Origin of the sequence: Demequina sp. B12 (genome assembly GCF_028823635.1) — a bacterium.
Taxonomy (GTDB): domain Bacteria; phylum Actinomycetota; class Actinomycetes; order Actinomycetales; family Demequinaceae; genus Demequina.
Window position 1 is genome coordinate 76,525 of record NZ_JAPEHU010000001.1, and the last position, 18,773, is coordinate 95,297.

Annotated in this window: 27 protein-coding genes and 1 tRNA gene; 18 read left to right on the top strand and 10 right to left on the bottom strand. The window is 64.3% G+C overall.

Annotation, left to right across the window (positions count from 1 at the left end):
- The first annotated feature begins 67 nt into the window (after positions 1 to 67).
- The 10 genes from ON058_RS00375 to ON058_RS00420 all read left to right on the top strand — a co-directional run bounded on the left by ON058_RS00375 (position 68) and on the right by ON058_RS00420 (position 5,886).
- Entirely contained in the window at positions 68 to 448 is a 381-nt protein-coding gene (locus tag ON058_RS00375) for a DUF2218 domain-containing protein (RefSeq protein WP_274667052.1), read from the top strand.
- Positions 449 to 688: 240 nt separating this feature from the next.
- On the top strand, positions 689 to 976 hold the full coding sequence (locus tag ON058_RS00380; RefSeq protein ID WP_274667053.1) for a DUF1540 domain-containing protein: 288 nt from the start codon (positions 689 to 691) through the stop codon (positions 974 to 976).
- A gap of 130 nt (positions 977 to 1,106) precedes the next feature.
- Positions 1,107 to 1,868, top strand: coding sequence for a PH domain-containing protein (locus ON058_RS00385; RefSeq protein WP_274667054.1), 762 nt, complete (start codon positions 1,107 to 1,109; stop codon positions 1,866 to 1,868).
- 22 nt (positions 1,869 to 1,890) lie between these two features.
- The gene (locus ON058_RS00390; RefSeq protein ID WP_274667055.1) at positions 1,891 to 2,703 is read left to right on the top strand and encodes an AzlC family ABC transporter permease; all 813 of its coding nucleotides are present in this window, start codon (positions 1,891 to 1,893) and stop codon (positions 2,701 to 2,703) included.
- Positions 2,700 to 3,017 carry an AzlD domain-containing protein gene (locus tag ON058_RS00395; RefSeq protein ID WP_274667056.1) on the top strand — a complete coding sequence of 106 codons (318 nt, stop codon included), beginning with the start codon at positions 2,700 to 2,702 and terminating at the stop codon, positions 3,015 to 3,017. The genes ON058_RS00390 and ON058_RS00395 overlap by 4 nt, the downstream gene beginning before the upstream one ends.
- Positions 3,018 to 3,319: 302 nt before the next feature.
- Positions 3,320 to 3,760, top strand: coding sequence for a MarR family winged helix-turn-helix transcriptional regulator (locus ON058_RS00400; RefSeq protein WP_274667057.1), 441 nt, complete (start codon positions 3,320 to 3,322; stop codon positions 3,758 to 3,760).
- A gap of 2 nt (positions 3,761 to 3,762) precedes the next feature.
- Positions 3,763 to 4,416 carry an NAD(P)H-dependent oxidoreductase gene (locus tag ON058_RS00405; RefSeq protein ID WP_274667818.1) on the top strand — a complete coding sequence of 218 codons (654 nt, stop codon included), beginning with the start codon at positions 3,763 to 3,765 and terminating at the stop codon, positions 4,414 to 4,416.
- Positions 4,417 to 4,449: 33 nt separating this feature from the next.
- Complete coding sequence (locus tag ON058_RS00410; RefSeq protein ID WP_274667058.1) at positions 4,450 to 4,800, top strand: YciI family protein; 351 nt, start codon at positions 4,450 to 4,452, stop codon at positions 4,798 to 4,800.
- 19 nt (positions 4,801 to 4,819) lie between these two features.
- On the top strand, positions 4,820 to 5,797 hold the full coding sequence (locus ON058_RS00415; RefSeq protein ID WP_274667059.1) for a phosphotransferase: 978 nt from the start codon (positions 4,820 to 4,822) through the stop codon (positions 5,795 to 5,797).
- Positions 5,798 to 5,810: 13 nt separating this feature from the next.
- Positions 5,811 to 5,886, top strand: a tRNA-Lys gene (locus ON058_RS00420).
- 96 nt (positions 5,887 to 5,982) lie between these two features.
- On the opposite strand, the gene ON058_RS00425 is transcribed toward ON058_RS00420, so the two are convergent.
- Both ON058_RS00425 and ON058_RS00430 read right to left on the bottom strand, forming a co-directional pair.
- Complete coding sequence (locus tag ON058_RS00425) at positions 5,983 to 7,191, bottom strand: site-specific integrase (protein WP_274667060.1); 1,209 nt, start codon at positions 7,189 to 7,191, stop codon at positions 5,983 to 5,985.
- 12 nt (positions 7,192 to 7,203) lie between these two features.
- Positions 7,204 to 7,623 carry a hypothetical protein gene (locus ON058_RS00430; protein ID WP_274667061.1) on the bottom strand — a complete coding sequence of 140 codons (420 nt, stop codon included), beginning with the start codon at positions 7,621 to 7,623 and terminating at the stop codon, positions 7,204 to 7,206.
- Between the two features lie 42 nt (positions 7,624 to 7,665).
- Between ON058_RS00430 and ON058_RS00435 the strand changes: the two genes are divergently transcribed.
- Both ON058_RS00435 and ON058_RS00440 read left to right on the top strand, forming a co-directional pair.
- Positions 7,666 to 8,250 carry a hypothetical protein gene (locus ON058_RS00435; RefSeq protein ID WP_274667062.1) on the top strand — a complete coding sequence of 195 codons (585 nt, stop codon included), beginning with the start codon at positions 7,666 to 7,668 and terminating at the stop codon, positions 8,248 to 8,250.
- Positions 8,250 to 8,951 carry a hypothetical protein gene (locus ON058_RS00440; protein WP_274667063.1) on the top strand — a complete coding sequence of 234 codons (702 nt, stop codon included), beginning with the start codon at positions 8,250 to 8,252 and terminating at the stop codon, positions 8,949 to 8,951. Before ON058_RS00435 ends, ON058_RS00440 begins: the two co-directional genes overlap by 1 nt.
- Before the next feature lie 367 nt (positions 8,952 to 9,318).
- On the opposite strand, the gene ON058_RS00445 is transcribed toward ON058_RS00440, so the two are convergent.
- From ON058_RS00445 to ON058_RS00460, 4 genes are all read right to left on the bottom strand, one after another.
- The gene (locus tag ON058_RS00445; RefSeq protein ID WP_274667064.1) at positions 9,319 to 9,651 is read right to left on the bottom strand and encodes a hypothetical protein; all 333 of its coding nucleotides are present in this window, start codon (positions 9,649 to 9,651) and stop codon (positions 9,319 to 9,321) included.
- A gap of 155 nt (positions 9,652 to 9,806) precedes the next feature.
- A complete protein-coding gene (locus tag ON058_RS00450) occupies positions 9,807 to 10,226 on the bottom strand; it encodes a type II toxin-antitoxin system death-on-curing family toxin (RefSeq protein ID WP_342452934.1) in 420 nt (139 codons plus the stop codon).
- A complete protein-coding gene (locus ON058_RS00455) occupies positions 10,193 to 10,750 on the bottom strand; it encodes a Panacea domain-containing protein (RefSeq protein ID WP_274667065.1) in 558 nt (185 codons plus the stop codon). The genes ON058_RS00450 and ON058_RS00455 overlap by 34 nt, the downstream gene beginning before the upstream one ends.
- Positions 10,751 to 10,952: 202 nt before the next feature.
- The gene (locus ON058_RS00460; RefSeq protein ID WP_274667066.1) at positions 10,953 to 11,855 is read right to left on the bottom strand and encodes a hypothetical protein; all 903 of its coding nucleotides are present in this window, start codon (positions 11,853 to 11,855) and stop codon (positions 10,953 to 10,955) included.
- 64 nt (positions 11,856 to 11,919) lie between these two features.
- On the opposite strand from ON058_RS00460, the gene ON058_RS00465 reads away from it, so the two are divergent.
- Complete coding sequence (locus ON058_RS00465) at positions 11,920 to 12,114, top strand: hypothetical protein (protein ID WP_274667067.1); 195 nt, start codon at positions 11,920 to 11,922, stop codon at positions 12,112 to 12,114.
- Between the two features lie 76 nt (positions 12,115 to 12,190).
- Here ON058_RS00465 and ON058_RS00470 read toward each other — a convergent pair whose 3' ends face one another.
- The 3 genes from ON058_RS00470 to ON058_RS00480 are packed head-to-tail and all read right to left on the bottom strand — an operon-like array spanning position 12,191 to position 13,013.
- On the bottom strand, positions 12,191 to 12,436 hold the full coding sequence (locus ON058_RS00470; protein WP_274667068.1) for a helix-turn-helix transcriptional regulator: 246 nt from the start codon (positions 12,434 to 12,436) through the stop codon (positions 12,191 to 12,193).
- Positions 12,433 to 12,780 (bottom strand): hypothetical protein, encoded by a 348-nt coding sequence (locus ON058_RS00475; protein ID WP_274667069.1) that lies wholly within the window; start codon positions 12,778 to 12,780, stop codon positions 12,433 to 12,435. Before ON058_RS00475 ends, ON058_RS00470 begins: the two co-directional genes overlap by 4 nt.
- Positions 12,780 to 13,013, bottom strand: coding sequence for a helix-turn-helix domain-containing protein (locus ON058_RS00480; protein WP_274667070.1), 234 nt, complete (start codon positions 13,011 to 13,013; stop codon positions 12,780 to 12,782). The genes ON058_RS00475 and ON058_RS00480 overlap by 1 nt, the downstream gene beginning before the upstream one ends.
- Positions 13,014 to 13,405: 392 nt before the next feature.
- Here ON058_RS00480 and ON058_RS00485 point away from each other — a divergent pair, with 392 nt between their 5' ends.
- The gene (locus ON058_RS00485; protein ID WP_274667071.1) at positions 13,406 to 13,858 is read left to right on the top strand and encodes a hypothetical protein; all 453 of its coding nucleotides are present in this window, start codon (positions 13,406 to 13,408) and stop codon (positions 13,856 to 13,858) included.
- 55 nt (positions 13,859 to 13,913) lie between these two features.
- Here ON058_RS00485 and ON058_RS00490 read toward each other — a convergent pair whose 3' ends face one another.
- Positions 13,914 to 14,621 (bottom strand): GPP34 family phosphoprotein, encoded by a 708-nt coding sequence (locus tag ON058_RS00490; protein WP_274667072.1) that lies wholly within the window; start codon positions 14,619 to 14,621, stop codon positions 13,914 to 13,916.
- Between the two features lie 183 nt (positions 14,622 to 14,804).
- Between ON058_RS00490 and ON058_RS00495 the strand changes: the two genes are divergently transcribed.
- The 4 genes from ON058_RS00495 (at position 14,805) to ON058_RS00510 (ending at position 18,772) form a co-directional block, all read left to right on the top strand.
- Positions 14,805 to 15,359, top strand: coding sequence for a VanZ family protein (locus tag ON058_RS00495; protein ID WP_274667073.1), 555 nt, complete (start codon positions 14,805 to 14,807; stop codon positions 15,357 to 15,359).
- 57 nt (positions 15,360 to 15,416) lie between these two features.
- A complete protein-coding gene (locus ON058_RS00500) occupies positions 15,417 to 15,788 on the top strand; it encodes a VOC family protein (RefSeq protein WP_274667074.1) in 372 nt (123 codons plus the stop codon).
- 137 nt (positions 15,789 to 15,925) lie between these two features.
- Positions 15,926 to 17,212: a nitrate/nitrite transporter gene (locus tag ON058_RS00505; protein ID WP_274667075.1), complete on the top strand. Its 1,287-nt coding sequence runs from the start codon at positions 15,926 to 15,928 to the stop codon at positions 17,210 to 17,212.
- A 51-nt stretch (positions 17,213 to 17,263) separates the two neighbouring features.
- Positions 17,264 to 18,772, top strand: a complete 1,509-nt coding sequence (locus tag ON058_RS00510) for a CotH kinase family protein (protein ID WP_274667076.1) — start codon at positions 17,264 to 17,266, stop codon at positions 18,770 to 18,772.
- Position 18,773 lies beyond the last annotated feature (1 nt).

Sequence of the window (18,773 nt, forward strand, 5' to 3'; positions counted from 1 at the left end):
TACTGGCCGCGTTGCTGGTGGGTGAGCGCAGCATCGGCCCTCATGTAGTTCAGGCAAGGAGACCCTGATGACGCTTTCCATTACTGGCCGTGCCCGCACTGATCGTCCGGGCCGGTACCTGAAGCAGTTGTGCTCTCACTTGGCGGAGAAGCTGCCGGTCGAGTGGGACGAGGCTGGCGGGACGGTGACGTTTGAGACGGCCACCAGCACTCTGACCGCCGTGGACGGGTCTTTGGAGATTGCGATCACTGGCGCGGAGACCTTGCACGTGTACCGGTCCATGGGCATTGTGGCGGGGCACTTGGAGAAGTTCGGTGCCAAGGCGGGGCTGAGCGTGGAGTGGGACGATGCTGAGGTGGAGCAGGCGTACCTGGCTAAGCGTGCGGAGATGATGGCGGCGCGGGCGCGAGAGGTGGAGCAGGAGCGGCAAGAACAGGGCAACTCTTAGGCCACTGAACTGGGCCTATGCAGATTTTTCTTTTCACCACGAGAGCGTGCAATAAATCAGCACCAGAGCCCTCCCGGCAGGCAAACTGCCTGGTAGACGAACTATAAGGCAAGCCTAATGAAAACAATTGCGTTGCGTAATTCATTAGACAATGCCTCCGTGATTTAACTTCTTACGGTGGAGTTCCAGGAATTTCCTGCCTATATTTGAAGCATCAGATCTTCGTCCATAGGAGGAATCATGGCCACCACCATCAACCTGCCCATCGTCTCCGCATGCTCCGTCGAGACCTGCGGCTTCAACCACGACGGCTGCCGCGCAGGCGCCATTAACGTCTCCGGCGAGCACGCCCACTGCTCCACGTACGTCGCCAGCGACGCCAAGGGTGGACACGCAGACGTCGCCGGGGTGGGCGCATGCATGCGCACCGAATGCAAGTTCAACAACGACATGGCCTGCACCGCGGAAGCCATTGAAGTGGGCGCGTCCTTCGACACCGCCGACTGCCTCACCTTCGAAGCACGCTAACTCCAGGCAGGCCAAGCCGCACCTGAGCTGCCAGCACGCGCCGCCGCGCGCGCTGGCAGCTTTCTGCTGTCACTATGAGAGCATCGGCCACACTAGATAGCCGCTAGCGCGCCAACGGAGGCCTGCGACGATGCTCACCCATACCCGCACCGTGGGCCTCGCCCATGGCCGCCAGAGCCTCAGCGCCGAGTCGCGTCGAGCAAGCGGCGGCACAATCGTCGCCATCGTCGTTGCACTCCTTGCAGGGATCTACTTTGTGGCGACAGCACCCACTCCGCAGGAGAGGGTCGCGCCAGGAGCCATCGCGGTCCTCGCCATTGCCAGTGGCCTTCTCGCGCTCAAGGACCACCGCGACATTGCCCGGGGGCGCGTCACTCTCCGCCAGCCCCCGGGATTTCAGTTCACCCGGCGCCTCTCAACCTGCATCACTGAGGCCACTGTGGGAGCCATCGCCATCGCGACCGGGTTCGCGGTAGCGCTCACAGGGGACGATGCTGACTCACTACTCCAGACCTTCGAGGGATGGCTGGGCGCTCTCCTGGTTGCCGTGGGGGCAGGGATGTGCGCCTACGCTCTGATCTCCATCGCCAGGCGCACGGGACTGCGGATCGACCAAAATTTAGTGACGTACCGGACCGCCTTTCGTACCCAGTCCGCGCGCTGGGAGCAGGTGGAAGGCGTGACCGTGTCAGGGACCTACCCGTATCTGCGACTCGTGATTGACGGCAGTGGCCGGACGTTGACGGTGAGCTCACGAGCGATCGGCTCGGACCCGTCTGCGGTCGCCGCCATCATTGACTTCTACCGTCAGCACCCGGGGCACCGTCACCACCTCACCGATGCAGACGCGGCCATCACGTGGGTGGAACAGACGCACACGGCAGTCAGTTGAACGCCCGTGACACACTGGTGAGGTGACCGAGTCCCCCACGCCGTCGCACGTCCCTGGTGAGCATAGCGGCCGGACTGTGTTGCGCATCGGCCCTCAACAATGGCGCGATCTGTGGCACGGCACGCGAGCCATTGCCCCCCTCATGCCTGGCGCCGTGGTGTTTGGACTGGCCTTTGGCGCGCTCATCTCTGAAGTGGGGCTGCCGCTGTGGCTCGCACCCTATGCCTCCTCAACCGTGACCGCGGGTGCCAGCCAGATCGCCATCGTGGAAGCGCTCAGGCAGGGCGCCCCAGCGTTGATCGCGATCGCCACCGCGCTGGTCATCAACGCCCGCCTGGCGCTGTACTCCGCGGCGATGGCACCCATCTTTGCGGCGTTCCCTCGCCGGTGGAAGGCGGTCCTGGCATACCTGATGACGGACCAGTCGGCGGCAGTGTCCGCGTTCGAGGCGCACCGTTGGCCCGACCCGGTGCGCCGGCGCTGGTTCATTCTGGGAGTGTCGGGGCCATTCGTGGCGATTTGGATTGCCGGCACGGCCGCAGGCGCGATCCTAGGGCCGGTCATTCCGGACGCATGGCAGATTGGCTTCATTGTGCCGCTGATGTTCATCGCGGTGATGGTGCCCGCAATCAGGTCGTGGCCAGCGGTCGCGGCAGCGGGAATCGCCGCCACCGTGGTGCTGATCCTCAAGGACCTTCCGTATGGGCTGAACGTGCTGATCGGCGCGCTGGTGGGCATCGCGATCGCGAGCTTTGTGCCTGACCGTGCGGCACCGGGCGGGAGCGCCGAGCCGGGCCGCTCCCCAGAACCGGGCCCCGAGGGAGGCCAGTCATGATGACGGCCTTCATTGTCTTCACGGTTGCGGCCGCGGGCACCTATCTCATTCGGCTCTCGGGCATCGCGTTGCTGGGCGGCGACCGGGAGCTGTCTCCCCGTGTCCGCAAGGCGCTGTCCTTGGTGGCTCCGGCGGCGATGGCGGCGATCATCGCGAACTCGCTCTTCCTTGACGGCGGGCAGTGGCGCGCTTTCGGGGCATGGCACCTGGCAGCCGCGGTTGCGGTGGGCGTGGCCTTGTGGAAGCGGTCGATGGGATGGACGTTGAGCGCCGGGGCAGCAGTCTTTGCGGCGTTGCTTCTTGCAGGGCTCTGACGACCCGTTGCGCGCTGCCCTGCGACGACCCGTTGCGCATGTCCCCAACTGACTGAGATTTGGGAGCCGATGCGTGGCTCGCCGGCGTGGCGCGGGTCCTGCGAGGTCGGTTCAGTCACTTTGGGACGGTGCGGGACGGCGCGGGACGCACGGGGAGCGCTGCGGGGACGCCGGGAACGGCTGGGCCCGGGCAGTCATCTCGTGTCACTTTCCGCACAGATGTGGCAGTCAGGTACTGCTAGCACGCACCCCCAGTGTTAACGGGTTGACAACCAAGGGTGTTAACGGGTTAACTCATTCCCGTGTCCGACAAACTTACCTTCACGCTCCACGAGGCAGTCAGCGTCATTGACCGTGCCGCAGAGCAGTTCCTGCAGCGCGAGTACGGCGTTTCCGGTCCCATCTTCGTACTGCTGGCGACGTGCGAAGAAGTGGAACCCACGGACGTCACCTCCTTGGCACAGTGCCTCAGCATCAGCAAGGCCGCAGTCTCCAAGCGACTCCCCGGCCTGGAACGTGACGGTTGGATCACCCTGGGCAAAGACCCCGCCAACGCACGCCGCGTCGTCATCACCCTGACTGACAAGTCACGAGATGTGGTGCGCCGTGCGGGAGCAGAACTCGAAGGCAGGTTCGCCGCCGTGTTCAACGATCCCCGTGCCGCACACATCGACCCCCAGGCACTCAACCGTGACCTGGGAATCATCACCCAAATACTGCTCGAGAAAGGTCCCCTCACGTGAGCATGCGCATTGCCGTCGTTATCGGCACGCCCCTCCCCGACAGCCTCAACCACGCCCTTGCCGCCCGGTATGCCCAGGCCGCACGGGACGCAGGTGCGGAGGTGCGTGTCATCGACTTGGCGGCACAGCCCATCCCGCCGCACCCCAACGCACTCGCACAACTCCAGGCCCGCGAAGGGTCCGCAACGGAACACCTCCCTGAAGAGGTTGCCGAGTCGATGCGCACCATCGAATGGGCCGACCACGTCGCGCTGTTCTACCCCCAGTGGTGGGGCACCTACCCCGCGGCATTCAAGGCTTTCCTTGACCGTCTGCTGGTCCCGGGCTTTGGCTACAAGCACACCGGCAAGGGCCTGGGATGGGACAAGCTGCTCGCGGGCCGTACCGGACGCATCGTCCACACCATGGATTCCCCGACTCTATGGAGCGGCATCCTGTATGGCGACTCCGCCATCCGCACCGTGCGCCGCGCCACTCTCTGGTACGTGGGCATTCGCACCATCGGCGTCACCCGCCTAGCAAAGGTGCGCACCTCCACACCCGAGCTGCGTGACCGCTGGATCGAACGCATGGGCCGGTATGGCGCTGCCGACGCCCAGCGCACTCCCAAGCTCACTCATCCACAGGACCGCACACCGGAGCAGGTCCGCGCCTAATCTGAACCAAAGGTCACAATCCGGGGAGATCACATGGCCGAGTTCCTTCTATCCGTCCACCACGACTACGACGCGCTTGAGATGCCCGACCAGGCAACGCTCGAGGCACGGTTCGAATCAGTTGACCGGTTCAACCGGGCGCTGCAGGCGGCCGATGCGTGGGTGTTCGCAGGCGGCCTGCTGCCCCCGGATCAGGCTGTCGTGGTGGATGGAACGGCCACGGATGCGGTGACCACCGAGGGGCCCGCCGCAGACTGCGTCACGCAGCTCGGTGGCTTTTGGGTCATCAACGTCCAAGATCTTTTGGAAGCACGGGCATGGGCGATGCAAGCCTCGTCGGCATGCGAAAGCCCAGTTGAGGTGCGCGCGTTCCAAGGGGCTTAGCCGCTGATAGCGTCGCACTATGAGCGATGTTGCTGCGGGGCCGTTAGACACGGGGCCGCCGCGAGCGCATTCGGCGATCTCTACCGAGTTGGTGCGAACGCTCCTCGCGTCCCAGCATCCTGACCTGGCCCACCTGGAGGTGGGTGAACGGTTCGACGGCTGGGACATGGCGGTGTTCCGCCTGGGCCCAGATCTGAGTGTGCGGCTACCCCGCATGGAAGCTGCTGTAGGGCCACTTGAACTTGAAGCGCAGCTCATCGAGAACCACGGTGCCGGATGGGCGTTCCCCCACCCTCACGTGGTGCGCACCGGCCGGCCCCAAGGCGACTACCCGTGGGAGTGGAGCGTGGTGGCGTGGCTACCCGGCCGCACCACCGACCGCGAACCGCTGCCGGCGTCCGCAGCTGTCGAGTTGGGCCGTGCTGTAGCAAGCATCCACCGGCCCGCCACACCCGATGCCCCCTACAACCCGGAGCAGTCCTTGGCTTTGGCGGAGCGAGGGGCCGATGTTGAGGATGCCTGGGCAACGTTGCGTTCCCGGCCGTCGTGGCCGAGTATTGCGGGGGTGACGTTGGATGAGGAAGCGGCGCTGGCGATGTGGGAGACGGCGCTGGGCGCGCCCGGACCGCTCGACACGGTGTGGTCTCATGCGGACTTGCACGGCTCCAACGTGCTTGCACGCCACGACGGGCTGGGTGGCATCATCGACTGGGGCAAAGCAGCCGCCTGCGACCGGGCTGTTGATCTGGGGTTCCTGTACACGGTGCTGCCGGTGGGAGAGGTAACGCCGGGAGGCTCAACGCAACCGGGCGAGGCCGTGGCGAGTGCCGTCGCTGCCTACTGCGATGCCACCGGCACCGACGACCCGGGCCTGTGGCCGCGACTCCAGGGCATCGCGCTCGCCAAGGCTCTCAGGTGGGCCACACTCGACCGCGAACTCAACCTCCTCATGGCAGGCCGAGCCCTCCGTGCGCTCGGAGTCGCTCAAGCCTCGTAAGATGGTGGGCCGAGGGCCTCTAGCTCAGTTGGTAGAGCAGCGGACTTTTAATCCGTAGGTCGTGGGTTCGAGCCCCACGGGGCCCACCAGTATTTACCAGGCGGGACACAGTCAGTCAGGGCACATTCGCGCACCGTTTGAGGGCATGTGCGCACGATGTGTGCACGTCGATACGAAAAGTCACGTCACACCGCCCTCAAGTGACGGGCCCGCTTGCGCGCTGGAACCAGGTCCGCGGCACGGTTCGCCGCCTGCGTCGCAACACCCGCGATCAGGTGCGAGTAGGTGTCTGCCGTGATGGCGAGACTTGAGTGCCCCAACATCTTCGACACGATGGCGATGTCGGTGCCCGCCGCGAGGAGCAGCGACGCGGCGCCGTGACGCAGGTCGTGGAAACGCATCACGCGCAGACCCGCGCGGCGGGCGAGCCGTGCGAATGTCTTCGACACGTAGTCGGGGTGGAGGTCGGTGCCGTCCTCGCGCGTGAACACTCGCCCGGTGTCCAGCCAAGCGCTGGCCCACGCTTGACGGTCGCGTGCTTGCTGTTCCTTCTGTGCAACCAGAGCGTCGAGGGCGCGTTCGGAGATATCGACGCGGCGGCGTCCGCTCGATGTCTTGGGGCGCTGTTCCGTGACGTGCTTGCCGCTCGACACTAGCTGTCGGCGGACCGTGACGACGCCGGTCTCGAGGTCGACGTCGTCCCATCGCAGCCCGAGGACCTCGCCGCGGCGTAGGCCGGTGAAGGCGGCACACTCGAACAGCGGGCCCGGGCGGTCGCCGTCGACCGAGTCGAGGAACGCGGCGAGTTCGTGAGGCTCCCACGGCGTGAGCTCATGCTTACGGACCTTGGGGAGGGTGAGGCCGACCCCGGCCGCGGGGTTCGACGCGATGAGGTCCTGTGCGACCGCATCGTTGAGAGCCTTGCGCAGGGTGGCGTGGATGCGTCGGATCGTGGCCGCGCTGCGCTTCCCATCAGTGATCTTGTCGAGGAGCTGGTTGACGGTGGCCTTGCGCACGTCACGCAGGCGCACCGCGCCGATGGTGGGAGCGATGTGGTTGTCGATGTGTCCCCGGTACGAGCGGATGGTGCCGGGACGGATGTTGTCCGCCGCGATCGCACGCTCGAGCCACCGGTCGAGGTACGCCCCGAGCGTCAGGCCGTCGTCGTGACGCAGCACGCCATCATCACGCTGGCGTAGCACCTTGTTCAGTGCGGCGCCAGCCTTTGCTTGTGTGGGGAAGCCGAACTTGGTGATCCATCGCCGGCGCCCCGTCGCTGGGTCGGTGACGGACGTGCGATAGCCCCACGAGCCATGCCCGCCCTCACCGAACCGGTCGCAGGTCTTCCACCGTGGGTTGCCGTTGTCGTCGCGGCACCCGCACCGCCACGCCACGCCACGCCAGGCCTACTCGTCGCCATCGCTGAAGTCCCAGCTTTCGAGGTCGACCGGTCGCCCATCAATGCGCTGCAGCACTCCGAACGGAGGCGGCGCGGACGGGTCGTCAAGGAAAGTACGCCATGCGGCGATCGCCCACGCGCGGTGATCCTCGGGCACCCCCGACATGTCCACGATTGCCGAGAGCGCACGTTCGCGCACCTCTGGATCGATTTCTTGCAATTGGTGCAGTTCTCGCGTGCCGCGAGCGCGCTCTTCGAATCGCGAGTACGCATCAATGACTTCTGCCCACAAGGAGATCAGTGCGCCTGCTTCGTCGAGCAGCCACTTCGCGCCGAGGAACTCCTCGGGAAGCATCAAGTCTGCGATGTTGATATCGAACACGCGACTGAAAGCAACGAGCTCGTTGACAACGATGCGCCGCGGCACCACCAACCGCCCACCCCGCGTGAGCTGAAAGAGAGCACGACTATGCCAACCCCTACCGAAGACCTCGCGACCGCGCAGGCCGAGGTCGCGGCCCTTGAAACCGCGCTCGCCGACGCCGACACTGTCATCGCAACCCACACCGCCGCAATCCAGGCTGGCACCGAGACCGATGTCACCGACCTCGAGACATCCGAAGCCGCCAAGCGCGTCGCGGAAATCTCCCTCAAGGGTGCACGGAACCGCCTCGCTCTCGCTGAGCGCGCCGTCGCCGACGAAGCGCTTGCAGCCCTCGACGCCGACGTTGACGCCTACACGCATACGCGCGGTGCCGCTGAGGCCGCTTTCGAGGCCGCGGTCGCCACGGCGGCAGCAGCGTTCCGAGACTCCGTCAACGCCGATGTCGCCGCAGTGGAGACGATCATGCAGACCGCTCGTGCCGCCGGCGTCACCGGAGGTGCCCCGGCCGATCCCGATCGGCCGTACCGATTCTTCTACGGTAGCGACCTGCGTTACGGGGGCCGCACCCGAGTGTCGCCGCCCTACCCGATCAGCCACGGCAATACCGAGAACCGACTCGACAAGCTTGCCAAGCAGGCAATCCGCTCCATCACCCAGGAGCGTTCCTAATGGGATACGAGAGCCCTTCATTCATGCGGCATCGGGAGGCCCTGGCCCGCCACGCCCAGCCCGTGCCCGAACCGGATTGGCAGAACGTGACGGTCGAAGAGTTCGCAACCATGTCCAACACGGACCGCAACAAACTCTTCGTGCACAACCGTGACCTATACGGGCGTCTGCGCGACGAGCTCGACGACCGCCACCACGGCCGCACCACCGCCACACCCGATACCGAACCCGAAGACGGCGACGAATCTCCACAGGACGACACCAGCCCGTGGCGCGACACCGTCGCGGGGCCCGCAACCTGGACGGGCCCCGCGACAACCCTCCCAACACCCCAAAGGAGCACCACCATGACGATCTTCCACACCGCAGACGACCTCATCGCCGCCATGACCGAAGCAGCCGAGACGGGGCTCAACAGGGTCGCCCACGAAGTGGCTGGAGTGGCTGTCGATCGTGCGCCGCTGAGGGATGGTGACCTCAGATCATCATTAACGCCAATCCCCACACACCACATTCACGCCGACCAGCCCACCTCCGCAGTCGGCTCAGACCTCCCCTACGCCGTGAGACAGCACGAGGACCTGAGTTACCGCCACGACGACGGACAAGCGAAGTTCCTCGAGACTGCGGCACTCGACATCGCGCAGTCCGACTTCGAAAAGATCCTCGCGACCGCGGTCCACGACCGAATGAAGAACTAACACCCCCGCCCACTATTTAGAGAGAAGTCGTGCTTTCATGAACCTCAGAGTGCCGAACTAAAAGCCCTACTCACCGCGAACACCCGACCACTTCGAGCAGGACGCGCACGGCAACCTCAACCTCGCGGGGGCCGCGCCGTTGTCTCCGATCGCGCACGAGCCACATCAACAACACCCGCATCAACATCTACATCGACCACGTGCGCGAGTGCGACGCCTTCATGGACCGGATGCGAGAGGAAGCGTTCACCCACTCCAACGGCGGGTACCGAGACTAACCCGCCCCCATGCTCCGCTCGATGGACGACGACGAAAAGGGGGGTGCAAAAACTGCACACCCCCCCGGCGGTACGCTGGCCGTCTCTGGCTACGCCTGTTGCTCAATGAACACCAGCTTGGTTGCGAGCGCAGTGGCCATGCCGACGCGTCGCGCCTCTGAGGTCCCCGTTGCTTCGAGTGCAGACTCGAAGAATGCCGCCGCGCGAGCGCCGTCGAACCCCGCAGCGAACGCAATGACTGCGATCTTGGTGAGGAACTCATCTTCGTTGGCCGGGATGCCGTACGGGTCTCCCGGTACACCTTCTCCAAAACCCAGTCGGCTCCATGAGTCCGCAAGCACGACCCGCAGCCCCGTCGGAATCTCCGGCCATGCATCCCGCACCGCCGCGATCATGTCGTCGCTCACACCGTGTTCAATCATCCTTGCTCCTTTGGCTCGGTCTCAAGGAACAAAGGTAGCCATTGGGGGTGACAAGAAGCGCCGCGACATCATCGAACGGAGGCTACTGTGACTAGCCCGCAGATCAGTCTTGCGCTCTTCCATCACGGACTTCGCGTGTTGGCAACTTGCGATCGCTAGCGCCACTGCGTTGGGCTGGACCTCTCGCTCAACCACGCCGCAATCTCGTCTGGTGTGTACCGATGCTCAACGACGCCTTCGACGAACTCTGCCGCCTGGTCGTTGTCGATCGCGTCGAGCGGTGACCCGTTTAAGCGCAGAAAAGCCAAGGTCAGCATCCACGCGGTGCGCTTGTTCCCGTCATCAAAAGGATGGTTCTGACAGAGCGCCTCGAGCAACGCGGCTGCCTGCGAGATGAGGGTCGGATGCAATGGCACGCCCTCAAAGGTCGCAAACGGCCTCTCGAGAGCGCTCTCCAATCCGTGCTGATTTATCAGCAAAGCCGACCGGCCGAGCAGATATTCATTCGCCCTCAGTGCGTGCTGCGGCGCTAGCCGCACACTCACTGAGCGAGACGCTCCAGCGTACGAGTCCACCGGGGCAGCTCGGCTTCGAACGCCGCGTCGAAAACATCATCATTGACGACATCCACGCTCATAGCGGGGCGCGACGGCACGGCGCCGCCGATCTCTGCCAGCTCACTATAGAAGCGATACATGTCAACACTCTCAATCAAGGAATTCTTGCCGCGCTGATACGCAGCTCTCCATGGGCGCTCCCCGTGCGTCAGGTTCACGAGTGCGGGCTTGTCGAATTCACCGTAGAAACGAACAACTTCATCGACGATCGCGAGGGCATTTGGCTCAAGCCTCGAAATGTCTGCGTCGGGGAGTCTGGTGTCGTGGATGTGGTCTCGACCGTACTTATTCACCCGGAACAAGGTTGGCGCCACTGGCCCGTCAGCCCACGCTTCCAAGCGGTCAGCGAAGATAGGCCGGCCGGTCCAGGCAAGACTCCATGCCTGTGCGTAGTAAGTGAGCTTCTGCAACTTCCAGGAGTCCACCCACCCCAATTTCTGATATATGCGTTGAGCGACATCGAAGTCGCGTGCGTCTGTCATGGCAACTCCCTCTCTCGCTCTCGGTCATCGTAGGGCCAACCTAGCGCAGGGGTGGGACATCCGGCGCGTCAAGTCGAACAATCATACGCGCCTGTCGCATCTGACACTAGTCCCTAGCGGAATCCACCGGGCCTCCTTACGCAACCTACGCCTACGCCAAACGAGCAACGGTAAGCTTCTTCGGTTCCAGGCGCCTATTCGGCTACGCGACAGAAACCGTCGCATTCAGGGAGCAGGCAGGTACTGTCCTTCGACTTTCGTAGAGGTGTTCGGCGGCACGGCTCAGTAGCGCTCCGTGAGCGAGTATCGGGAACAACGACGTGCAGGTGTGGATGTCACGCATCTCGATGAGGTCCCCCTCGAGTTCGCGCGCTCTTCCTAGTTCCCCAGTTTGCAATGCCCGCAGGGCTTTGGGCCACATGAACCCATGAGCATCACCGCTCGTAGTGCGCCAGATAAAGTTGGAAAACACCGGCAAGCCCAGATCGCCCCGATAGGCGTAGGCAGCGGCGTCGCCAAGGGCAGCGGTCTGGTCAAACGCGGGCGGGCGCTTTCCAGTCTTGTCCTGGCCACCCAGGTTTGTGAGCGCCTCATGGGCGGTTGCGGTTCGTGCTTCCGCACGCTCGAGATTCTGCCTCTGACCGTCTAGCAGCGTGGGGTCGGTGATCCCTATAGCCGATGCGCCGTTCAATGCATCCCGTTGCACCTTCGTTGCCTCTTTGAAGTTGGCGGCGGCGAACATCGCTGTGCGTCGTATCCGTTCGCTACGGTTCGCGGGGTGCAATAGCCAGAGGGCGTTTCCCGCACCGATGATTGCCGCTCGAACTAGGACTCCGTACGCCGACGGTAGGAGCACGCCGCCTTCGTGCGACCGCCACAGAAGGGCTGTCGCGAGTAGGTTCTCCCGGGCAGCCATGAGACCGGCCTGCACGGCCTGGGATGTCGACAGCAGCGAGAACTCAGCGTCGTCCAAAGCAATCGAGCTACCGGCCTCGGGTGACGCAACGGAGAGGTCGGCGTCGTGCCACTTCATGAACTCGTCGGCCAGCTCCTCGATCCTGCGCTGCGCGCCCGCCTCCGTTGCTGGATCTCGGCCATCACTCATGTGGAGAGGGTATTCGCCGCCCCCGACATGAACCGATGTCACACCCGGCCGCTAGCCTGCGAACATGCGTGGATCAGACATCGTAGACATCGCCGTCGAGGTGCTCCCTAAGGACGTGGTGAGGGTTCTCCTGCTGGCGTTCATCGCAGTCATGACGGTCTTCGACTGGTGGGCGCCGGCGCTTTGGTATGTGCACGACAAGGCCGCAGGCATCACCGAGGCAGTGCTCAGCGCGTACACGCCTGTCCTGACGCCCTAGAGCACGCCAAGCGACGCAGGGGCGCCCACCCAGCCTCGTGGACTGGTGGGCGCCTTCTCTTGCGTTCTACGGCCGCTTAGTGGCCGGCGGCTTGCAAGAGTTCGCTCGGCTTCATGTCGAGCGCTTCCGCGATACGGAACACATCGTCGAGCCGGAACACTCGCCTTCCGGCCAAGAGCGCCACCAGGTTCAGAGGACTCACACCCGCTCGGGCCGCAACGTCACGCTCAGTGTGCGGGCTCCGAATGATTGCCAACCGCACTTGCAGTGCGAGGTCGCGGTCACGGTGCGGCGTCAACGGCACATTCGTTGTGGCCGTCATGCTGCGCGCCCGTTCCGGTGTGGCTGCGAGTCGCATGTGAGCCGCTCCCAGTCCTCGGCAGCGGCAAGCAGCGCACGGGCGAAGGTGCGTGCACTATCGGGATCGGCGAAGGATAACCATGTGCCGGGGAGCTCGTCGCTCTCGAGACGCTCACCCACTGTCTCGTTGTAGGTGACTTCGAAACCGAGGTTGCGGGCGGTGCCACCTTCAGTTGCGAAAGAGGCGCCTTCCTGACGGAGGACGGCGACTGGGACGAGTCGCTCGAGGTACGTGCCGTCGAGTTCGCTGTGCCGAGTGGTCCAGGCGGGACGCGTTGTGGGTGCAATAAAATTACAGGTAGTCATCATGCTCTCCATTGAGTATTGCGGGTCGCTTTGAGTGGCCGTGTGCGGGCCCAGGGGTCACGGTTGAGAGCTTTGCCACGGAATGCGTCTAGCGCTTCTGGCGTGATTCGAATGCGTCCGTTGGGGCCGCGGACGCGATAGTGGTCAAGGCGACGTTGCCGGATCACCGAGTAGACGGTGTGGACGGAGCAGCGCAAGACTTCCGCCACTTCTTTCACAGTCATGTCAGTCATCTAGGGTTCCTTGTCTGCTGGTCTGGGGTGCTGCGGAGGGCCATGTGTGCACGGAAGTGCGCACGGACTGGCCATTACTTGCCATGACGCGACGGGATTGGAGGAGGGCGGGACACCCGATCTACCGGGAGGAACAAGCGTGGACGGGACCGAAACGACCCGGACGGGATGAGGACTGTCTTACTTTTAATCCGTAGGTCGTGGGTTCGAGCCCCACGGGGCCCACCCTTACGCCAGGCCTGTGCCGCTTGGGTGCGGCCCGAGCCACTGGCAGCCCTATCCACAGATCCTGACTTTGCCCGCACGCCCACGCGAGCGATGGTGTACCACTGACGTGTCAGGAGGGGCGAACACCTCCGGCGTCACGGTGATGCAGAACAAAGGGCGGGCGAATGGTGCACAAGTCACGAACAACGGCAGGCAGTCTTGTAGCGGTGGTCGCGGCGGGCTTTGCCGCTCTCAGTTCGTCAGGGTGTTCTGTGGTGGCACCATCGCCGTGTTTCGACAGCGTGGACGGAGTCGTCGACGAACTCCTGACCTTGGCCTCCCAGGACGCTCCATCAAGTGACGTTCAACCGCTGCTTTCCGATGACTTTGTGGTCGATGAGGCCAAGTACCAACAGTTCCGTGAGCGCCTCAACCATGCAGGTTTCGACGCCGTGAAGTACACCACGACCGACGTGATCACCGACTACTACTCGGTGGACTTCTACGTCTCGCAGTACGAGCCGTTTGAGCACATCAATGTCAAAGTCCAGTCAGGGTGCTACGTCCTACCGTGGGGAACCCACCCCGAGTCCACGGACTTCCCCACCCCTGCCACAACAGGGACACCCACGTCATAGGGGCGCTCCACGACCGCCGCACTCCGGCCACTTGGCCAGTTGCCAGGCACAACTCCTAGTTGGTGGTGGCGACCGCGGCGGTGGTGAGCACTACGGACGTGGCCACAGCAGCTGCCGCACTCCGGACAGCCGTACTGACGCCGTGGGCAGCCCAGTCGCCCTTTTCGAGTTCTTTGCCGCGCTTGGCGACCGCGCTCGACCAGGGGATGTCCCGGTGCAGGGAATGCAGTTGACCTGACGCGGACAGCAGTGCACCCAGCACGGCGGTCCGGGGCGAGGGGTCAAGGCCGTGGATCAGAACGGCCGTCATCTGCGACACGAGTTCGGGTCTGCGCGCGGTGCCACCGTCGGTCAACTTTGTGGTGGTGAAGATGCGGAGCACCTTGCGGGAGGTTCGCACAATGTCGTGACGTGCGACGATGCGGTCCAACACCGGTCCGCGTAGTTGTGGCCCCACAGCGGCCAGGAAGTTCTGGGCTGCCTGGGGCTTTTTCTCCAATCGCTCCCATGCGTCACGTAGCAGCGGGTCTTGAGGCCCAGGGCCAACAGCAGTCACTTTGCCTGCGGACAACGTGCCACCGGACTCAATCTGGATGTGGTTGTTTAACGCGAGTTCGGCGAGTACAGCCCCACCCAAGGGGTAGTACAGCACGCCCTCTCCAGCGATGGTGCCGTTGCGTGGATTGAATAGCAACAGCATGAGGTCAGCCGCAATGGTGGGCTGGTTCGGCACGTACGGTGCCGCCCCTTCATCGTCCGTCATCTCTTGATCGTGTCACGCCCGGCACAACCATGGCATCGGCCCTACGACCGATTCTCCACACCACCCGCCACCCTCCTGGCCTTCCTGAGCAGTGGCCGGGATAGGGTGCCTGGTGGTGCGTGCAACAGTTCAGACAGTCTGCGCGTTCACGCCTTGCACATCCACTCTTGAGGATCAGTCCCTATGCCCTTGCTCGCTCCGTTTGCTAGCCCTGAGCTTGCTGTTGCCCTGGTAGCGGCCTTGGTGGTGCTGGTGTTGGGCGTGATGAGGGGGCGCGCTGCGCGGCTGGCACTGTGGATGGCGGTGGCGTTCAATGTGGCCGCGATTGTGGGGGTAACACTGCTGTTGCCCGGTGCTGCTGGTGAATCTGGCACTCGGTACGCGAACCTCACTCCGTTGCAGGAGATTGAGCGGGGCTTGGAGAATCCTGGGTCCGGGCCGTGGCTGAACCTTGTGGGCAATGTTGCGATGTTCATTCCGTTGGGGATTGCGGTGGCTTGCCTGATTCCGGGCGGGTTCTGGCGCCGTCTGCTCACTGCGACGGGCTTGGGTGTGGTTTTCACCGGTGCGATCGAGTTCTTGCAGTTTGGGCTGAGCCGGGTCGCGGACATCGACGACATCATTTTGAACAGCACAGGCGCTTTCATGGGTGCTGTGGTGGGCGCCGCGGTCTCCGTGATCGTGGGGAGCATTCGTGCCCGCCGCACCGCACCCAAGGACTCTCCCCCTGCGCCTTAGCCTGCGTCAGCGCACACTGGAACGGTCACCCCGCCAGAACCCAGTGAAGGAGACGCCATGGCACACGGAGACATCACCCACATTGACATTCCGGTCACGGACCTCGCGGCAGCACAGGACTTCTATCACGCGCTGTTTGGTTGGCAGATCGCGGAGATGCCCGGGTTCGAGGGATACCCGATGTGGCAGGCCCCTAACCAGATCAGTGGGGGCGGTTTGGCGCCACGGTCCGATGGTTTCACGCAGCCGCGTAGTTATGTGGAGGTGGACTCCATTGATGAGACGGTGGCGCTCGCCGTGGCACGGGGCGCGACCGTGTTGGAGGAGAAGTCTCCGATCACAGAAACCAGCTGGTGGGCCGTCATTGGGGACCCGGACGGCAACGTTGTGGGCCTGTACGAAGGTATCACGGAGGTAGACGGCGCCTAGCTCGCCTTGCTGCTCGTAGGATGGGGCGGGCCGTAGCGCTGAAGCCGGCCCACCCATCGTCCCCACACCTTCAGGGGAGACCTATGCCAACGAGCACACCACCCGTGCGTCCACGCCCGCCAGTAGTGGCGTGGACGATGTTTGCGACCGTAGCGTTCGTGTACTTCGTTGCAGTGGTGCAACGCACCGCGCTGGGTGTTGCAGGGGTGGAGGCGCTGGACAGGTTCGGCGTTGAAGCGTTGGGGCTGGCATCACTGTCGGTGGTGCAGATCTCCATCTATGCGGCCCTGCAAATCCCCGCTGGAGCGCTACTGGACCGTGTGGGCCCCAAAGCGATGTTGGCGGTCGGCTCGCTCGTCATGGCCTCGGGGCAACTCCTGCTCGCTCACGCAGACTCCCTCTGGCTGGCGTTGGCCGCCCGAGTGCTGATCGGAGCCGGCGATGCTCCCATCTTCATCTCTGCCACCCGGCTCGCATCCGAATGGTTCCCTCCCCGCCAGGCACCCGTCATGGTGCAAGTCACCGGACTCTTGGGTCAAGCGGGACAGTTGGCATCTGCAGTGCCCGTGGCGTGGCTGCTGCATGCATCCGGATGGACGGTGACCTTCTCTGTGCTCGCCGGCCTAGGTGTAGCAGCAGCGATCATGGCGGTCCTGCGCGTCCGGATGCCCCACCACGGCGAACTCCATTACGCCACGGCAGCGCCCCACCACGGCGCGGCAAAGATCAGCATCCGCGAAGCACTCCGTCCCCCGGGCGTACGCCTGGCGTTCTGGACGCATTGGACGGGCATGTTCTTTGCCAACACCATCGCCATGCTGTGGGGGGTGCCCTTCCTGATCCAAGGGCAGGGCCTCACCCCCGCACAAGCCTCCGTGTTGCTGTCTGTCTTAGTCATCGCGAACATGGCAACCGGTCCACTCATGGGCGCTCTGACAGCCCGCCATCCCCTGCGCCGCAGTTGGATCATCCTGGGGTCTGCTGCCGTGACCGCCACCGCCTGGGCGAGCGTGCTCATTCCTGCGACACCGCGCCCCATGATTCACCTGATCCTGTGGGCGGCGCTGCTGGGGGCAGGCGGACCGGCGTCGCTCGTGGGAATGGACTTTGCCCGCACGTTTGGCCGTCCGGGACGGCTGGGAACCGCTACCGGGTTCGCGAACATCGGCGGGTTCGCCGCCACCGTCTTGTCCGTCGCACTCGTGGGAGCCACCCTCCAGATCGTCGCCCCCGGCACCTCCGAATACACCCTGGACAACTACCGGATCGCCCTCGCCACCATGGGAATCCCCTGGGCCATTGGCGTTGCAGGCATCCTGCACTCGCGCCGCCGGACCAGAGCCATCATGGCGGCAGACGGCATCCACGTGCCGCCCATCCGCGACGCCATCGCCCGCCACCGCCGCTCCTCACCCCGCTCGTAACTCTGCGCCAGTTCCCAGCCCACTCCCAGCATCGGCCGGTCCAATGGTTTCATGACGTCACCCCGGACCTTCAAGATCTCCGCCGTTATTGCCTCACTGACCTTCGCGGCGGCGTGCACCGCGCCCACTGACAGCTCCGCACCCACAGATGGCACCGCGAGCAACACCGGAGCCGCGGTCGCCGCAGACCAAGCCTCAGTAGCGTCCAGCCCGGAGGTTTGGGACTCCAACGACATCCACGAGTTCACCATCACCTACGACCAAGGCGACTACGACAGCCTGGTCGCCGCGTACCTGGAGTCCGGCGACAAGGAATGGATTTCCGCGACCGTCACCATTGACGGCGAGACCTACCAGGACGCAGGGCTCAAACTCAAAGGCAACTCTTCCCTGCGCGGCATGACGGAAGCAGACGCAGCGAGCCCCCAGGACCTGCCGTGGATCATCAACCTCGACAAGTTCGTGGACGGCCAAGACCACCACGGCGCAGAAGAGTTCGTGATCCGCTCCAACACCTCGCAGACAGCACTCAATGAGGCCGTTGCGCTCGATCTGCTCGACGCCGCAGGCCTCGCAGCCGAAGAAGCGATCGCCGCAACCGTCACCATGAACGGCTCCGACGAGTCACTGCGCCTCGTGGTCGAAAACCCCAACACCGACTGGATGGAACGCGAACTCGGCAACGGGTACCTGTGGAAGGCAGAATCCGGTGGCACCTGGGACTACGTGGGTGAGGACCAAGCCGACTACGTGGACTCCTTTGACCAAGAAGGCGGCGACGACAACTACACGGCCCTCATCGACTTCCTGGACTTCATCAACAACGCCGACGACGCCACCTTCGCAAGCGACCTGTCTACCTGGCTCGACGTCGACGCCTTCGCCACCTACCTGGCCTTCCAGACCGTCATCAACAACTTTGACGACATCGACGGACCCGGCAACAACGCCTACCTGTACTGGGACATCGAAGACCAACAGATGACAGTCGTGAACTGGGATCTCAACCTGGCCTTTGGCGCCAGCAATGGAGGGCCGATGGGCGGTGACGGCGAGTGGACCGGTGGCGGTGAGAGGCCTGGCAACGGCGAATGGGCCGGTGGCGATGCTCCGGGCGGGCAGGCGCCTGGCGGGCTTGGCGGGCTTGGCGGCGGAGAGGCCAGCGACTTGGGCGGGCTGGGAGACGGCAGCGGGCTGGGAGACGCCAGCGGGCTGGGAGATGGCAGCGGCGACCGCCCCATGCCGGGCGCGGGCGAGACGCCACCGGAAGGGATAACCCTGCCCGAAGGCATGGACCTCCCCACCGAGGGTGTCCGCGGCGGGTTTGGGGGAATGAACCAATCGAGCATCCTGTCCGAACGGTTCCTGGCCGTCGAGGACTTCTCGGCCTTAGTGGACGCGGAGACTGCGCGGCTTACCCAAGAGTTGTTTGAGTCAGGGCTCGCCGGTGAACTCCTGGAGGACTGGTCCAGCCTGCTGACCTCAAGTGCCACGGACCTCATCCCCGCCGCGACTGTCGACGATGAGTCCGCGGCCCTTGAGGAGCAGTTCCCCGCCTAAC

Excerpts from the sequence above, each read along its gene's own strand:
- ON058_RS00470 (WP_274667068.1), bottom strand. The coding sequence starts at position 12,436 with ATGACGGCCACAACGAATGTGCCGTTGACGCCGCACCGTGACCGCGAC.
- ON058_RS00385 (WP_274667054.1), top strand. The coding sequence starts at position 1,107 with ATGCTCACCCATACCCGCACCGTGGGCCTCGCCCATGGCCGCCAGAGC.
- ON058_RS00460 (WP_274667066.1), bottom strand. The coding sequence starts at position 11,855 with ATGAGTGATGGCCGAGATCCAGCAACGGAGGCGGGCGCGCAGCGCAGG.
- ON058_RS00505 (WP_274667075.1), top strand. The coding sequence starts at position 15,926 with ATGTTTGCGACCGTAGCGTTCGTGTACTTCGTTGCAGTGGTGCAACGC.
- ON058_RS00410 (WP_274667058.1), top strand. The coding sequence starts at position 4,450 with ATGGCCGAGTTCCTTCTATCCGTCCACCACGACTACGACGCGCTTGAG.
- ON058_RS00465 (WP_274667067.1), top strand. The coding sequence starts at position 11,920 with ATGCGTGGATCAGACATCGTAGACATCGCCGTCGAGGTGCTCCCTAAG.
- ON058_RS00435 (WP_274667062.1), top strand. The coding sequence starts at position 7,666 with ATGCCAACCCCTACCGAAGACCTCGCGACCGCGCAGGCCGAGGTCGCG.
- ON058_RS00455 (WP_274667065.1), bottom strand. The coding sequence starts at position 10,750 with ATGACAGACGCACGCGACTTCGATGTCGCTCAACGCATATATCAGAAA.
- ON058_RS00500 (WP_274667074.1), top strand. The coding sequence starts at position 15,417 with ATGGCACACGGAGACATCACCCACATTGACATTCCGGTCACGGACCTC.
- ON058_RS00485 (WP_274667071.1), top strand. The coding sequence starts at position 13,406 with ATGGTGCACAAGTCACGAACAACGGCAGGCAGTCTTGTAGCGGTGGTC.
- ON058_RS00375 (WP_274667052.1), top strand. The coding sequence starts at position 68 with ATGACGCTTTCCATTACTGGCCGTGCCCGCACTGATCGTCCGGGCCGG.
- ON058_RS00480 (WP_274667070.1), bottom strand. The coding sequence starts at position 13,013 with ATGACTGACATGACTGTGAAAGAAGTGGCGGAAGTCTTGCGCTGCTCC.
- ON058_RS00405 (WP_274667818.1), top strand. The coding sequence starts at position 3,763 with ATGCGCATTGCCGTCGTTATCGGCACGCCCCTCCCCGACAGCCTCAAC.
- ON058_RS00490 (WP_274667072.1), bottom strand. The coding sequence starts at position 14,621 with ATGACGGACGATGAAGGGGCGGCACCGTACGTGCCGAACCAGCCCACC.
- ON058_RS00415 (WP_274667059.1), top strand. The coding sequence starts at position 4,820 with ATGAGCGATGTTGCTGCGGGGCCGTTAGACACGGGGCCGCCGCGAGCG.
- ON058_RS00395 (WP_274667056.1), top strand. The coding sequence starts at position 2,700 with ATGATGACGGCCTTCATTGTCTTCACGGTTGCGGCCGCGGGCACCTAT.
- ON058_RS00510 (WP_274667076.1), top strand. The coding sequence starts at position 17,264 with ATGACGTCACCCCGGACCTTCAAGATCTCCGCCGTTATTGCCTCACTG.
- ON058_RS00380 (WP_274667053.1), top strand. The coding sequence starts at position 689 with ATGGCCACCACCATCAACCTGCCCATCGTCTCCGCATGCTCCGTCGAG.
- ON058_RS00445 (WP_274667064.1), bottom strand. The coding sequence starts at position 9,651 with ATGATTGAACACGGTGTGAGCGACGACATGATCGCGGCGGTGCGGGAT.
- ON058_RS00475 (WP_274667069.1), bottom strand. The coding sequence starts at position 12,780 with ATGACTACCTGTAATTTTATTGCACCCACAACGCGTCCCGCCTGGACC.
- ON058_RS00440 (WP_274667063.1), top strand. The coding sequence starts at position 8,250 with ATGGGATACGAGAGCCCTTCATTCATGCGGCATCGGGAGGCCCTGGCC.
- ON058_RS00495 (WP_274667073.1), top strand. The coding sequence starts at position 14,805 with ATGCCCTTGCTCGCTCCGTTTGCTAGCCCTGAGCTTGCTGTTGCCCTG.